Raw genomic sequence first — 13,723 nt, forward strand, 5'->3', positions numbered from 1 at the left:
CGTTGACATCGTTCACAGCGAATGATGTGATCCTCCTGTCGACAGCGCAGCAGCGCCGACAACCCAGGACCGAGAACCAGGAGCACCTCATGGCCGTCGCCACCACCCCCCGCCGCAACGCCGCCCTGCTGCTGGGCGCCGCACTGGTCGCCCTCACCGCGACCGCCTGCAACTCCACCGGCTCCGGCGTCTCCACCGAGCCGAAGCAGACCGCCGCCGCCTCGGCCCCCGCGGCCGCGGCCGGCTCCACCGGTGCCGCCGCACCCTCCGAGAGCAAGCCGGCCGACGCCCCCAAGGGCGCGGCCAAGGTGGGGGACACCATCGCGCTCAAGGGCAACGACCCGGCCGACACCGCCGACGTGACCCTGGTGAAGGTCGTGGACAACACCGAGGGCGAGGACGAGTTCACCCACCCGGCCGACGGCAAGCGCTTCGTCTCGATCCAGTTCCGGATCAAGGCGAGCGGCAAGAAGGCCTACAGCGACGTCCCCGCCAACAGCGCCAAGGTGCTGGACGCCCAGGGCCAGGCCTTCGGTACGACGGTCGCCAACACCAAGGCGGGCCCGGGCTTCCAGATCCCCGCCAACATCGCCCCCGGCGAGAGCGCGCTCGGCTTCGTCACCTTCGAGGTGCCGAAGGACGCCAAGCTCGACAAGGCCCAGTTCGGCCTCGACAGCGGCTTCGCCCCGCAGACCGGCCAGTGGAAGCTCGGCTGACCCGGAGCAGCACCCGGCGGACGCACGACGGCGGCCTCAGGCACCTGGCCCGAGACCGCCGCAAGGCCCGACCGGCGGCGCCCCGCCCCGCCGCAGGCGAAACCACCGGCAGCAGCCGGCAGGCCCTCCCCGCCGCAGCCGACAGACCCGCCCCGCCCCGACGGGCAGGTCGCCCACCACAGCCGGCGGCACCACCGCGGCGGACAGGTCGCCCACCGCAGCAGGCGGCACCACCCCGCCCGCCCCGCCGAAGCGGCGCGCGAACCTCCCCGCCGCTACTCCTACTTCTTCGCCCCCGCCAGGTCGTCGAACATCGCCGACAGGAACTCCCGGCACCACCCCAGCAGTTCACGCCCGACCAGCGGCTTGCCGCCGATCCGGCCGGTGCTCGGCCGGGGCACCAGCAGCTGCTGGGCGGCCGCCTTCACCTGGCTGCGCGGGTAGAGCCGGTTCAGCCGCAACTGCTGCGACTCCCGCAGCTCGACCGGCCCGAACCGGACGTTGGAGCCCTGCAGCGTGATGTCCGCGATCCCGCAGCGCCGCGCGTACAGCCGCAGCGCTGCTACCAGGAGCAGGTTCTCCACCGGCTCCGGCAGCTTGCCGTACCGGTCGACGAGCTCGTCCCGGACCTGCTTGATGTCGTCCTCGGAGTTGACCGCCGCGATCGAGCGGTACGCCTGGAGCCGCAGCCGCTCGCCCGGGGCGTAGTCGTGCGGCACGTGGGCGTCGACCGGCAGCTCGATCTTGACCTCCAGCGGCTCCTCCTCCGGCTCGCCGCCGCCGGCCAGCGACTCCCGGAACTCGGCCACCGCCTCGCCGACCATCCGCATGTAGAGGTCGAAGCCGACGCCCGCGATGTGGCCGGACTGCTCGCCGCCGAGCAGGTTGCCGGCGCCGCGGATCTCCAGGTCCTTCATCGCCACGTACATGCCGGCGCCCATCTCGGTGTGCTGGGCGATGGTGGCCAGCCGCTCGTGGGCGGTCTCGGTCAGCGGCTTCTCCGGCGGGTACAGCATGTACGCGTAGCCGCGCTCGCGGCCACGGCCGACCCGGCCGCGCAGCTGGTGCAGCTGGGAGAGGCCGAAGGTGTCGCCGCGCTCGACGATCAGGGTGTTGGCGTTGGAGATGTCGATGCCCGACTCCACGATCGTGGTGGAGACCAGGACGTCGAACTCCTTCTCCCAGAAGTCGACGACGACCTTCTCCAGCGCCGTCTCCCCCATCTGCCCGTGGGCGGTGGCGACCCGCGCCTCGGGGACGAGGTCCTTCAGCCGGGCCGCCGCCTTGTCGATCGACTCGACCCGGTTGTGGATGTAGAACACCTGGCCCTCCCGCAGGAGTTCACGCCGGATGGCGGCCGAGATCTGCTTCTCGTCGTACGGGCCGACGAAGGTCAGCACCGGGTGCCGCTCCTCCGGCGGGGTGGTGATGGTGGACATCTCGCGGATGCCGGTGACCGCCATCTCCAGGGTGCGCGGGATCGGGGTGGCGGACATGGTCAGCACGTCCACGTTGGCGCGGAGCTTCTTCAGCTGCTCCTTGTGCTCGACGCCGAACCGCTGCTCCTCGTCGACGATCACCAGACCGAGGTCCTTGAACCGGGTCTCGGAGGAGAACAGCCGGTGGGTGCCGATGACGACGTCCACCGAGCCCTCGAAGAGCCCCTCCAGCACGGCCTTCGCCTCGCTGTCGGTCTGGAAGCGGGACAGCGCCTTCACCGTCACCGGGAAGTTGGCGTACCGCTCGGCGAAGGTGGAGAAGTGCTGCTGCACCAGCAGCGTGGTCGGTACCAGCACCGCCACCTGCTTGCCGTCCTGCACGGCCTTGAAGGCGGCCCGGACGGCGATCTCGGTCTTGCCGTAGCCGACGTCGCCGCAGATCAGCCGGTCCATCGGGACGGACTTCTCCATGTCGGACTTGACCTCGGCGATGGTGGTCAGCTGGTCGGGCGTCTCCGCGTAGGGGAAGGCGTCCTCCAGCTCGCGCTGCCACGGGGTGTCCGGGCCGAAGGTGTGGCCGGGGGCGGCCATCCGGGCGGAGTACAGCTTGATCAGGTCGGCGGCGATCTCCTTGACCGCCTTCTTGGCCCGCTGCTTGGTCTTCGCCCAGTCCGCGCCGCCCAGGCGGTGCAGCGTCGGGGCCTCGCCGCCGACGTACTTGGTGACCTGGTCCAGCTGGTCGGTCGGCACGAAGAGCCGGTCGCCGGGGTGTCCGCGCTTGGCCGGCGCGTACTCCAGCACCAGGTACTCGCGGGTGGCGCCCTGCACGGTGCGCTGGACCATCTCGACGTACCGGCCGACGCCGTGCGCCTCGTGGACGACGTAGTCACCGGCCACCAGCGCCAGCGGGTCGATCGCGTTGCGGCGCCGGGACGGCATCCGCCGCATGTCCTTGGTGGAGGACCTCTGGCCGGAGAGGTCGGTCTCGGTGATGACGGTCAGCTTGAGCGTCTCGTCGACGAAGCCGTGCTCGATCGAGCCGCAGGAGACGTACACGACGTCCCGGGTCGGCGCCTCGGCGAGGTCGGCGACCAGCCGGGCCGGGATGCCCTCGTTGCCGAGCACCTCGGCGAGCCGGGAGGCCGGGCCGTGGCCCTCCGTCACCATGACGACCCGCCAGTCGGCGGCCAGCCGCTCCTTGGCGTCGGCGATCGCGCGGGCGGTGTCGCCCCGGTAGGCCTCGACGGCGTGCATGCCGAGGGTGAGCGTGTCGGCGTCGAACTCCAGGATCCCGTCGACGGCCGACCCGCTCGTCGCGAACGGGCTGACCGACCACCAGGGCAGGCCGATCTCGGCGGCGTGCTCGCGCACCTCGGCGAGCGAGCGCAGCGAGGCCGCGGAGACGTCGATCGCCTCCAGGTCGATCGGCCGGTCGCCGCCGGCCGCGGCCGCCACCCAGGAGGCGTGCAGGAACTCCTGGCTGGTCGCCACCAGGTCGGCGGCCCGGGTGCGGACCCGTTCCGGGTCGCAGACCACGGTGACCGAGCCGAGCGGCAGCACGTCGAGCAGCAGCTCCATGTCGTCCACCAGGACGGGCGCCAGCGACTCCATGCCCTCGACCGCGATGCCCTCCGCGATCTTGTCGAGGATCTCGGCCAGCCCGGGGTGCTCGGCGGCGAGCTCGGCGGCCCGTGCCCGCACCTCGTCGGTCAGCAGCAGCTCACGGCAGGGGGGCGCCCAGAGGCCGTGCTCGGCGATCTCCAGCGAACGCTGGTCGGCGACCTTGAAGTAGCGGATCTCCTCGACGTCGTCGCCCCAGAACTCCACCCGCAGCGGGTGCTCCTCGGTCGGCGGGAAGACGTCCAGGATGCCGCCGCGCACGGCGAACTCGCCGCGCTTCTCGACCAGTTCGACCCGGGCGTAGGCGGCTGCGGCGAGCCTGCGGGCGACCTCCTCGAGGTCGTGCGACTCGCCCCTGCGGACGGCCACCGGCTCCAGCTCGGCCAGCCCCTTGACCTGCGGCTGGAGCACCGAGCGGACGGGCGCCACGATCACCTGCACCGGCCCGGCCGCCGGGTCGTCCGCCCGCGGGTGCACGATGCGGCGCAGCACGGCGAGGCGGCGGCCGACGGTGTCCGAACGCGGCGAGAGCCGCTCGTGCGGCAGCGTCTCCCAGGCCGGGTACTCGGCGACCGCGTCGGCCGGCAGCAGCGAGCGGAGCGAGGCGGCGAGGTCCTCGGCCTCCCGGCCGGTCGCCGTGACGGCGAGCACCGGTCGGCCGCGCTCCCCGGCCGCCTGCCCGGCCAGCGCGCGGGCCAGCGCGGCGATGGCGAACGGCCTGGCGGCGGGCGGGCCGACCAGGTCCAGGTGGTGGCGGCCGCCCGCCGCGGCACCGGCGGCGGTCGCGGCCTCGATCGCCTCGGCGAGCGCGGCGTCCCGTGCGACGACATCGAGCAGTCCGGTCAGGCTCATCTGGAGTCTCTTCTTCGTCCCGTGGCTGGTGCTGTCCCGGGGCGGCGAAGGCCCGCCGGGGCAACGCGAACGGCCCGGCACGCCGAACGGCCGGGGGTCTCCAGCCTACGCCGCGGCAACGACACGCACGTGGTGCACGGCCGGGGCACGCACCCGCGCACGTCCGCCGGGCACCCGGACGCGGACGAAGCACCGGCCGCAGGCTGCGGCCACGCCTTCGTGATCCGCCACGAACTGGACATACTCCTGTCACTGCCCGTCCATGGAGATCGCGCACCATGGTGAACGTGCCCGCCGCACCCAACCGTGGGGGATGGCTGCGGAAGGCACGGTCGCACACCCGATGGGGGTCGGGAGTGCGAGGCCGGGCGACCCTGGGTGGGGGCGCCCGCCCAAGCGCCGGGAACCGTGGCGCCCTTTCCTGGAGGGCGCCACGGGTCTCGGCCTCTTTCGTCCCCGGCACCGGCCCACGGTGCGTGCCCGACACCGGACCGCTTTCTCGTTCCCGGTACCGGCCCGCATTTTCGTTCCCGGTACCGGCCCGCGGCGCCCGTTCACGGCCCCCGCACATCCGCGCCGTCCCTTTTGCGCGAACGCGCTCCCGGGCCGGGCCGCCCTCCCTACCCTGTGGTGGAGACCGTGTGGAGACGCCCGGAGGGGCCAGGGGGCGTCGCGTTGGAGGGGGTGCCTCGTCATGCGCGTTGTCATCGCAGGCCAGGGTTACGTGGGGCTGCCGCTGGCGGTCCGGGCGGCCGAGGTCGGGTACCAGGTGGTCGGCTACGACGTGGACGAGCGCCGGATCAAACGGCTGGCGGTCGGCGAGTCCTACGTCGAGGACATCCCCGCCGAGCGGCTGCGGCCGTTGCTGGAGAACGGGACGTACCTGCCGTCGGCCGAGCCGTCCGACGTGGCGGGCTTCGACATCGCGGTGATCACCGTGCCGACGCCGCTGCGCGACGGCGTGCCCGACCTGTCGTACATCGAGGCCTCGGCCGCACTGCTCGCCCAGCACCTGCGGCCGGGGGCGACCGTCGTCCTGGAGTCCACCACCTACCCGGGCACCACCGAGGAACTGCTCGCGCCGCTGCTGGAGGAGGGGTCCGGACTGACCGCGGGCCGGGACTTCCACCTCGGCTACAGCCCCGAGCGGATCGACCCGGGCAACCCGACCTGGCGGCTGGAGAACACCCCGAAGGTGGTCTCCGGCATCGACCCGGCGGCGCTGGCGGCGGTCGAGGGCTTCTACGGCCGGCTGGTCGAGCGGACGGTGCCGGTCTCCTCCTGCAAGGAGGCCGAGCTGACCAAGCTGCTGGAGAACACCTTCCGGCACGTGAACATCGCGCTGGTCAACGAGCTGGCGATGTTCGCGCACGACCTCGGCATCGACGTCTGGGAGGCGATCGACGCCGCCTCCACCAAGCCGTTCGGCTACCTGCGCTTCACCCCCGGTCCCGGCGTCGGCGGGCACTGCCTGCCGATCGACCCGTCGTACCTCCCCTGGCGGGCGGAGCGGGCGCTCGGCCAGTCGTTCCGCTTCGTCGAGCTGGCCAACGACGTCAACGGCCACATGCCCGACTACGTGGTGCGCCGGCTCGGGGAGGCACTGAACGACCGGCAGCGCTCGGTGAAGGGCGCCCGGGTGCTGCTGCTCGGGCTCGCGTACAAGAGGAACACCGGTGACGCCCGGGAGACCCCGGCCGCCCGGGTCGCCGAGCTGCTGACCCGGATGGGCGCCGAGGTCCGGGCCGCGGACCCGCACGTGGTGGTCGGGGTGCACGTCCCGGAGCCGGTGATCCCCGGGCAGCGGGTGGCCGAGCAGGACCGGCACGGCGACCCGTTCGCCGCCGTCCGCCGGGTCGAGGCGACGCCGGAGGAGCTGGCCGCGGCGGACGCGGTGGTGCTGCTCGCCGACCACGACGACTTCGACTACGACGCGGTGACCGAGCACGCCCGGTACGTGCTGGACTGCCGACGCCGGCTCTCCGGCGCGGCCGTCGAGGTGCTCTGACCCGACCCGGCCGCGGCCTGCGGGAACGCGGCGGCCGGGCGTCCGCACCAGCCCGGCACCGCATGGGGGGACCCTGCTCCGGCTACCAGCGGGAGAGGTTGATGTCGTACATCATCACCTCATACCCCTGGTGGCCGTTGAAGTCGTACTGCTCCCAGTTGAAGACGGTCCAGGAGCCCAGGCCGCCCCCGAGATAGGTGATGACCCGGTTGTTGCCGGCGTCGATCCGGTCGACGTTGTAGACGCGGACCGCCATCCAGCCGTCGTTCGCGAAGCAGAGCTGTCCGCTGTAGCCGTAGTTGTACACCTTCGCGAAATCGGTGCGGTTCCCGCAATCGACCCGGTTCACCGCGTTCGCGCCGGTGACCGGCAGCAGTGCGGCCGCGGCTGCGGTGAGGACGGCGAGAGCACCGGCCCGGCGGGCCGTGCCATTTTCCGGGCGACGTACTCCGCGAGGATTTGCGGGATTTGTGCGGCGAATCATGAAACCCCTCCGTCGGCAGCGGTTGCGACTCCAGAGATTTACACGGGGCCCCGCCGGCGAACAGTTGATTTCAGGCCAAGCCGGACCTTGCGAGTGCCCGCCGAAAACGAGCCGAACCGGAATGCGCTAGGGTCCGAACCACCTTGCCACGCCTGAGGATCGGAGCAGGAGTTTGGCACGTCCACCACATTTCGGGCGATTCGCCGCCATCACCCTGGCGGCCTCTTTATCGGCCTTTTCTGCGGGTTGCACCAGCTCATCCGGAAACGACCCGGCGCAATCCCCGCCCACCCCGCCGCCGATCGGCACACCGAAAGCCCCCGAATCCGGGCGCGCCGGAATGACCGGACTTCCGCTCTCCGCTTATCAGGCCGATGACCAGGTGGCCGTGAAAGAGATTCAGGCGAGAAATGCGCTGATCGTCTCCTGCATGCGCAAGGCCGGGTACACCGGCTTCGGCGGCGACGGTCTGCAGGCCGCACAGGCCCCCGACAACGCGACGGCCCTGCCGGCCGGCGCCTGGGGGTACCTCGGGACGGCGGTCGCGGGTGTCCAGGGCTTCCACCCGCCGAAGCGGACCCTCCCCCGGCCGACCGGGCCGGCGGCCGGTTCCGGGGAGGCCTACGACAGCGCCCGGGTGGACTGCGACCGGCAGGCGGCGGAGCGGATCGGCTCGCCGTCCGGCCCGGGCACCGAGCTGGTCGGCCGGCTCTTCGACGAGTCGGTCGCGGCGACCGGCCGCGACACCCGGGTGACCGCCGCGACCGGGGAGTGGTCCGCCTGCATGACCGCCGCGGGCTTCACGGCCGACGCCCCGGCGGCGCTGCCGGAGCGCTTCCGGGCCGCCCCGGACGTCACCCCGGCCGAACTCGCGACGGCCCGCGCCGACGCGGACTGCACCGGCCGGAGCAACCTGGCCGGGATCTGGTTCGCCGTCCTGACCGGCTACCAGCAGCAGCTGATCGACCGCAACGCGCAGGCCCTGACCGCCCAGAAGGAGGCGGTCAGGGCCCAGGACGCGAAACTCGCGCGGCTGCTGGCGGGCGACGGCTCGTAACCGCCACCGGTCGGGCCGACGCCGGCCGGCCGACGGCGAGGCGTCGGGCCTCAGCCATCGGGCATCAGGCGTCGGCCGTCAGCCGTCAGGCGTCAGCAGTCAGCGCCGGTTGTAGCCGACGGTGTTCGGGGTGGCGTAGTCGGCGCCGTCGTCCACGATCACGATCTTCGGGATGATCCGGGTCTCCTCCTCCTGGCGCCCCGGCGCCACCACGGCAGCGGAGGGAGCAGCACCGGTCGCGGACGCCCCGCTCGGCGGCGAGGACGGCCGCGGCGGCATCCCGGCCGGAGCGGCCGGCGCAGCGGCGGGAGCCACCGGCCCGGGCGTGACCCTGCCCGGGGTGACCGGCAGCACCGTCGTGGCCGCCTCCGCCGGAGCGGCCGACCGGCCGGCACCCGCGGCGACGTCCTTGCGCAGGTCGGCGACCGCGATCTCGCCGGTGTCCGCCTCCGAGTCCACCTCCGGCGCAGCCACCTGCGACCCGACGACCCCCGCCCCGGCGGCCCCCGACCCGGCAGCCTCCGACGCCGGCGCAGCACCCGCCGCGGCCTGCGGCGGGACGGCCTGCGGCTCCGGGGCCTCCTCGGCGGGCTCGACCGCACCCACCGCCGCGCCGGTGAGCGAGGCGAGGGTGCCCTTGATGTGGTCCAGGTGCTGCTGCACCGTCTCGTACCGGACCGAGAACTCGCGCTGCTCGTTCTCGCTGGCCGCGTTGATCCGCTCGGCCTCGCGGCGGGCCTGCTCGATCAGCTCGTCCGCCCGGGCCTGCGCCTCGGCGTCCGACTGCTTGATCTGCCCGAGCACGGTCTCCCGGTGCTGCTCGGCCTCCTTGAGCCGGCGCTCGGCGGTCGCGGAGACCTCGGCGTCCTCGGCGTCGGCCCTGGCCTCGGCCGCGGCGAAGGTCTCGTCGGCCTTGCGGCGCAGCGTGGCCAGCTCGGCCTCGGCCTGCTCGGACGCCTCGGCGGCGGCGACCCGCACCTTGGCGGCGTGGGCGGTGGCGGAGTCGCGCAGGGTCCGGTTGTCCCGGTCGGTGTCGGCCCGGATCGTCTCGGCCTCGGCCCTGGTCCGCTCGTCGGTGCGCCGGGCGGCCAGGTCGGCCTCGGCGCGGGTGGTGACGGCGTACTCCTTGGCGGCCTGACCGAGGGCCTGGCCGGCCTCGTAGACCTCGTCGCGCAGGTCCTCGGCGAACCGCTCGGCGGCCTCCCGGACGGCGCGGGACTCGTTCTCGGCCATCCGGGCGAGGCCGGCGGCCTGCTCGCTGAGGACCAGGTAGTCGGGTTCCGGGGCGTCGGCCGCGGCCTGTTGGATGTCGGCCAGGCGGCGCTCCATCTCCCGGATTCCGGCGCCGAGCACGCTCAGCCGTTCCCACGCCTCGTCGCGCTGGACGGTGAGCGCGGCCAGCGCTCGGTCGACCTGCTCGGGCGCGTAACCACGCCGGGCAGCGGTGAAGCCGTACTGGGGGACGGCGTCGCTCATGGGCTCTTCCCCTCGGGTCGCGGGCTGCGGAGCCCATGATCGGACGGATCGGACGGATCGGGAACCGGATCGAGGACCCGGTCTCCAAATCGACGGGGTACTGATCGGAACGTGTCGAGGACCGGACGAGTAGACCGATCCTCTTGACCTATTTTGCGCAGATCAGGGCGAAACCCCAACGAGGCAGAGCCGCGGCGGCACGCCGAAGGGGTCGTTCCGGACACCGGAACGACCCCTCCACCTGCGCGGATCCGCGACGACCTGCTACAACAGGCCGTCCCAGAACTGCTCCAGCAGGACGGCCCACCACGTGTCCGCCGACTGCAGGGCCGCCGGGTCGATCGCGGCGAGCTGGGCCTGGAAGTCGGTCGTCCAGCGACCGGCCTGGTCCGGCGTCAGCCCGTACCGCAGCCGCCACATCCTGCCCAGCAGGGCCAGGGCGCGGACGAACTCCGGTACACCGCTGTTGACGAACCGGGGCGGCTCCCCGGTTCCGTCCATGTCCACCGCGACCACGTGCGCCGTGCCGTACTGCACACAGAGCTGGCGGCCGTAGTCGTTGCCGAGCACCAGGTAGCCGCCGAAGTCCGGGCCGCCCGCCAGGCCGCGCTCGGCGGCCAGCTCGGCGAGCGTCGGGATCGGCCGGCCCTCCTGGGCCTGGGCCCAGAAGAACGGGCCGAACTCGCGCGGCAGGCCGGCCCACATCAGGGTCTGCGCCACCGGCTCGGGGACGCCCTGGCGCGAGACGGCGCGCTGCTCGAAGTGGAACACGTTCTGGGCGAAGGCCTGGCCGAGCTCCTGGGCGAGCTGCTGCGGTGCGATCGGCGGCAGCGGCGGGACCGTCCCCGGGGCGGGCAGCGGCACCCGGAACGGGCGGACCCGCTGGGCGCCGGAGGCCAGCTGGTGCAGCTCGTCCAGGTGGTCGAGCAGCTGGGCCATCCCGGCCTGCCGGGAGTGGTGGTCACGGCCGTAGTCGGCGGTGTGGGTGAGCCTGACGTTCGGCCAGGACGCCGCGATCATCCGGTTGCAGTAGCCGCCCGGGAGGTCGCAGGACTCCAGCTCGGTGTAGAGCTCCAGCACCTGCTCCGGCGGGACGTTCAGCCGGCGCAGGTCCTGGAGGATCTTCCACTCCGGGTGCGGGGTGCCGGGCTCGCTGCGGTGCAGCAGCTTCTGCTCCGAGCCGTCCGGGCCCCGGTAGCTGAGCGCGGCGAAGTAGCCCGGGCCGACGGCGGGCACGCCCGGCGGCACCGGGGCACCCTGCGGCGGGCCGGGGACGGGCGCCGGGGGGACGGCGGCCGCCGGGGCCGGGGCGACGGGCGAGGCCGCTCCCGGGTAGCCGTAGCCGGCCACGGGCGCGCCGGGGCCGGGGCCACCGGGCGGCGGCGGTACGGCCGGGCCGCCGGACGGCGGGGTCCCGGGGTCGACGGGCGCGCCGAGCAGCGCCGGGTCGATCGCGCCGGCCAGCTGGGTGCGCTCGTACGCCACCCCTGCACCGGGCGTGGCACCGGCGGGCGGGGCGGGCGCGGCGGGCGGCCCGGCCGGCGCGTCCGTGCCGCGCAGTCCCGCCGGGGGCGGGGGCGGCGGGGCACCGCCCGCGCTGCGGCCGAGGGCGCCCTGCGACGCGTCACCGGCGGGCGGGGCGGCGGGCGAGCCGGGGCCGGGAGCGCCCGGCAGGCCGGCCAGACCCGGCAGACCGTCCGGCGAGGCCAGCATGGTCGCCGCGTACTCCACGGGCGCACCCGGACCAGCAGCACCAGGCGCACCCGGCCCGGCAGGAACACCCGGAACACCCGGGCCACCCGGCACACCCGGCGCACCCGGCGTACCCGGGCCACCCGGAGCACCCGGCAGACCGGCCAGACCCGGCAGACCGTCCGGCGAAGCCAGCATGGTCGCCGCGTACTCCACGGGCGCACCCGGACCAGCAGCACCAGGCGCACCCGGCCCAGCAGGAACACCCGGCGCACCCGGCGCACCCGGCGTACCCGGGCCACCCGGAGCACCCGGCAGGCCGGCCAGACCCGGCAGGCCCTCCGGCGGCGCCAGCAGGGTGCGCGCGGGCTCGGCGGCAGGCCCCTCGGCCGGGGCCGGGGGCCTGTCGTAGCCGCTCACGGGCAGCAGTTCGGTGGCCGCCTCGGCGCCGGGCCGGGGCTCGCCGGGCAGGCCGGCCCCGTTGGTGCGCAGCCCGTCGGGCAGCAGCACGGTCGCCGCCTCGACCCCCGGGGAGCCGGCCGGCGGCGCCGGCGGAGCGGCCGGGCCGGCCGGCGCGACGGGCGCGGGCGACGGGACCGGGAAGGCCGGCTCGTCGTGGCCGGGCGGCGGCGCGAGCATGGTCGGCGCGTCCCCGGCCGGGCGCTCGGAGACCGGCGGCGTGGTCAGCACGGCGGGCGCCGGCACGGGCTCGGAGGCCGCGGCCGTGGCGGGAACGGCGGGGGCGGGCGCGGCCGGCGCGGGGGCGGGAGCAGGCTCCGGCGTCCCCAGCCGCTCGGCCTCGGCCGCGATCGCCGCGGCGCCGGCCTCCTGGAGCCACTGCGGCGGGCTGAGCAGGAAGGACGTCGCCTCGACCGGCCCGGGCGCGGGCCTCGCCGCCCCGGCCGGGTTGGCCGCCACCGGTCGGCCGTAGACCTCCTCGTACTGGCGGACCACCTCGTTGACGGGCAGCGCGGGCCAGAGCGTGCTGGCGCCGGAGTCCCGGGCGATCACCAGCCGCACCTCACCGGCCGAACCCCCGGAAGCGGCCGACCCCCCGGAAGCGGCCGGACCGCCGACGCCGTCGGCACCCGCCTCGCCCTGGGTCTGGGCGCCGTCGCCGGGCTGGACCGCCCAGCAGACGAAGCCCAGGTCGAACTCCCGGACCCGCACCTCGCGCTGCTGTGAACGCGGCACCCCGCCGTTGATCCACTCGTCGGCGAGCTCCTGCGCCTGCGCATACGTCACCACGCCCGGTTCACTCCTGTCCCCTTCATCCCCGCCTGCTGCTTCGTCCCGGCTTCTCGGGCACCCTTGACCACCGCCGTCGGGGCCACGTCAGCCCACCGGAACGACGCGGGCGAACCCGCCGTCCACCATCAGTTCCGCCACCGTCTCCAACTCCGGCGGGCTGCCGGCCAGCCGGAGCAGGAAGGCGTCGAAGTCCTCCCCGCACGGCAGCAGCAGCCGGGCGACGCGGTCCTCGGGCGCCTCGGGCCCGCCGCCGTCACGGGCGTCGTCGTAGAGGCAGAACCAGACCGAGCCGGTCCGTTCGCCGCGCACCTTGAGCGCCACGATGCCGCCCTGGGCGTAGGCGATGCCCAGGAAGTCCTTGGTGAGGTGGTCGCGCAGGCACTTGTTGGCGTAGACGACGTCCTCGGTGCCGTACTCCTCGCTGAGGGTCAGGAACGGCTGGTCGAGCAGCAGCCCGAGCTCGGGGTCGAGCGCCACGCCGACGGGGGCGCGGCCGCCGCCGAGCTTGAGGAACGTCCGGTAGGCGCCGGGCAGCCGGTAGCCGAGGCGCTCCTCGGCGCGCTGCACGAGGTCCTCGGTGACGCCGATCGGGTCGCCGCCGTCCTTGGCGAGCGAGAAGTGCACGGGGCGGCGTTCCTGCAGCGGGCGGGTGCCGCGGCGGCCGTGGTCGGCGCTGGAGGTGGCCAGGCCGCCGTGGTGCCGCAGCAGCGCCTTGACCTCGACCGGGACCAGCTCCATCCGGCGCCAGCCGGGCGCGGCCCGGCCGACCGCGTGGTGCCAGGTCCAGCCGGGCGGCGTGGCGACGGCGGTCTCCAGGTCGGCCCAGAGCGGGTGGCCCTGGGTGAACTGCGCGGCGTTGGCCGAGACGTAGTCGGTCAGGCGCAGCTCGTCGACGCCGAAGCCCTCCGGCGGGTCCGCGACCTCGGCCGCCGCGGCGGCGTAGGGGCCGAAGTCCGGGAAGCCGTACTCGTCCACCCGGACCCCGGCCGGGTGCCGCTCCGCGCGGACCGGGTCCGGGAACTGCACCACCTGACCTGCGTACGCCGCGTTCGGTGCGGCGGCGACGCCGGGCCGACCTGTCGTCATCTGGGAGCCCCCACTGGCTGCTGCAAAATACTCCGGTGCGCT

Annotated in this window: 8 protein-coding genes; 3 read left to right on the forward strand and 5 right to left on the reverse strand. The window is 74.4% G+C overall.

The features are described 5' to 3' along the window. Nucleotides 1–89: 89 nt before the first annotated feature. A complete protein-coding gene (locus ACFC1F_RS19115; protein ID WP_376159701.1) occupies nt 90–716 on the forward strand; it encodes a DUF4352 domain-containing protein in 627 nt (208 codons plus the stop codon). Between the two features lie 281 nt (nt 717–997). Here the strand turns inward: ACFC1F_RS19115 and mfd are convergent, their stop codons facing one another. Continuing rightward, on the reverse strand, nt 998–4,627 hold the full coding sequence (gene mfd, locus ACFC1F_RS19120) for a transcription-repair coupling factor (protein WP_209416895.1): 3,630 nt from the start codon (nt 4,625–4,627) through the stop codon (nt 998–1,000). 694 nt (nt 4,628–5,321) lie between these two features. Between mfd and ACFC1F_RS19125 the strand changes: the two genes are divergently transcribed. After that, nucleotides 5,322–6,635 carry a nucleotide sugar dehydrogenase gene (locus ACFC1F_RS19125; RefSeq protein ID WP_376159704.1) on the forward strand — a complete coding sequence of 438 codons (1,314 nt, stop codon included), beginning with the start codon at nt 5,322–5,324 and terminating at the stop codon, nt 6,633–6,635. Between the two features lie 82 nt (nt 6,636–6,717). On the opposite strand, the gene ACFC1F_RS19130 is transcribed toward ACFC1F_RS19125, so the two are convergent. Beyond that, the gene (locus tag ACFC1F_RS19130) at nt 6,718–7,119 is read right to left on the reverse strand and encodes a beta/gamma crystallin domain-containing protein (RefSeq protein ID WP_376159706.1); all 402 of its coding nucleotides are present in this window, start codon (nt 7,117–7,119) and stop codon (nt 6,718–6,720) included. 388 nt (nt 7,120–7,507) lie between these two features. Here ACFC1F_RS19130 and ACFC1F_RS19135 point away from each other — a divergent pair, with 388 nt between their 5' ends. Next, nucleotides 7,508–8,176, forward strand: coding sequence for a hypothetical protein (locus ACFC1F_RS19135; protein WP_376159708.1), 669 nt, complete (start codon nt 7,508–7,510; stop codon nt 8,174–8,176). Nucleotides 8,177–8,275: 99 nt separating this feature from the next. Here ACFC1F_RS19135 and ACFC1F_RS19140 read toward each other — a convergent pair whose 3' ends face one another. The 3 genes from ACFC1F_RS19140 to ACFC1F_RS19150 all read right to left on the reverse strand — a co-directional run bounded on the left by ACFC1F_RS19140 (nt 8,276) and on the right by ACFC1F_RS19150 (nt 13,681). Beyond that, complete coding sequence (locus ACFC1F_RS19140; protein WP_376159711.1) at nt 8,276–9,652, reverse strand: hypothetical protein; 1,377 nt, start codon at nt 9,650–9,652, stop codon at nt 8,276–8,278. Between the two features lie 264 nt (nt 9,653–9,916). Next, nucleotides 9,917–12,592, reverse strand: coding sequence for an SUKH-4 family immunity protein (locus ACFC1F_RS19145; RefSeq protein ID WP_376159713.1), 2,676 nt, complete (start codon nt 12,590–12,592; stop codon nt 9,917–9,919). Nucleotides 12,593–12,679: 87 nt separating this feature from the next. After that, a complete protein-coding gene (locus ACFC1F_RS19150; protein ID WP_376159715.1) occupies nt 12,680–13,681 on the reverse strand; it encodes an SMI1/KNR4 family protein in 1,002 nt (333 codons plus the stop codon). Between the last annotated feature and the right edge of the window lie 42 nt (nt 13,682–13,723).

The sequence above is a fragment of the Kitasatospora sp. NPDC056181 genome, assembly GCF_042266225.1.
Lineage (GTDB): Bacteria > Actinomycetota > Actinomycetes > Streptomycetales > Streptomycetaceae > Kitasatospora.

Coding starts and splice junctions, on each gene's coding strand:
- ACFC1F_RS19130 (WP_376159706.1), bottom strand. CDS start 7,119: ATGATTCGCCGCACAAATCCCGCAAATCCTCGCGGAGTACGTCGCCCG.
- ACFC1F_RS19115 (WP_376159701.1), top strand. CDS start 90: ATGGCCGTCGCCACCACCCCCCGCCGCAACGCCGCCCTGCTGCTGGGC.
- mfd (WP_209416895.1), bottom strand. CDS start 4,627: ATGAGCCTGACCGGACTGCTCGATGTCGTCGCACGGGACGCCGCGCTC.
- ACFC1F_RS19125 (WP_376159704.1), top strand. CDS start 5,322: ATGCGCGTTGTCATCGCAGGCCAGGGTTACGTGGGGCTGCCGCTGGCG.
- ACFC1F_RS19150 (WP_376159715.1), bottom strand. CDS start 13,681: ATGACGACAGGTCGGCCCGGCGTCGCCGCCGCACCGAACGCGGCGTAC.
- ACFC1F_RS19140 (WP_376159711.1), bottom strand. CDS start 9,652: ATGAGCGACGCCGTCCCCCAGTACGGCTTCACCGCTGCCCGGCGTGGT.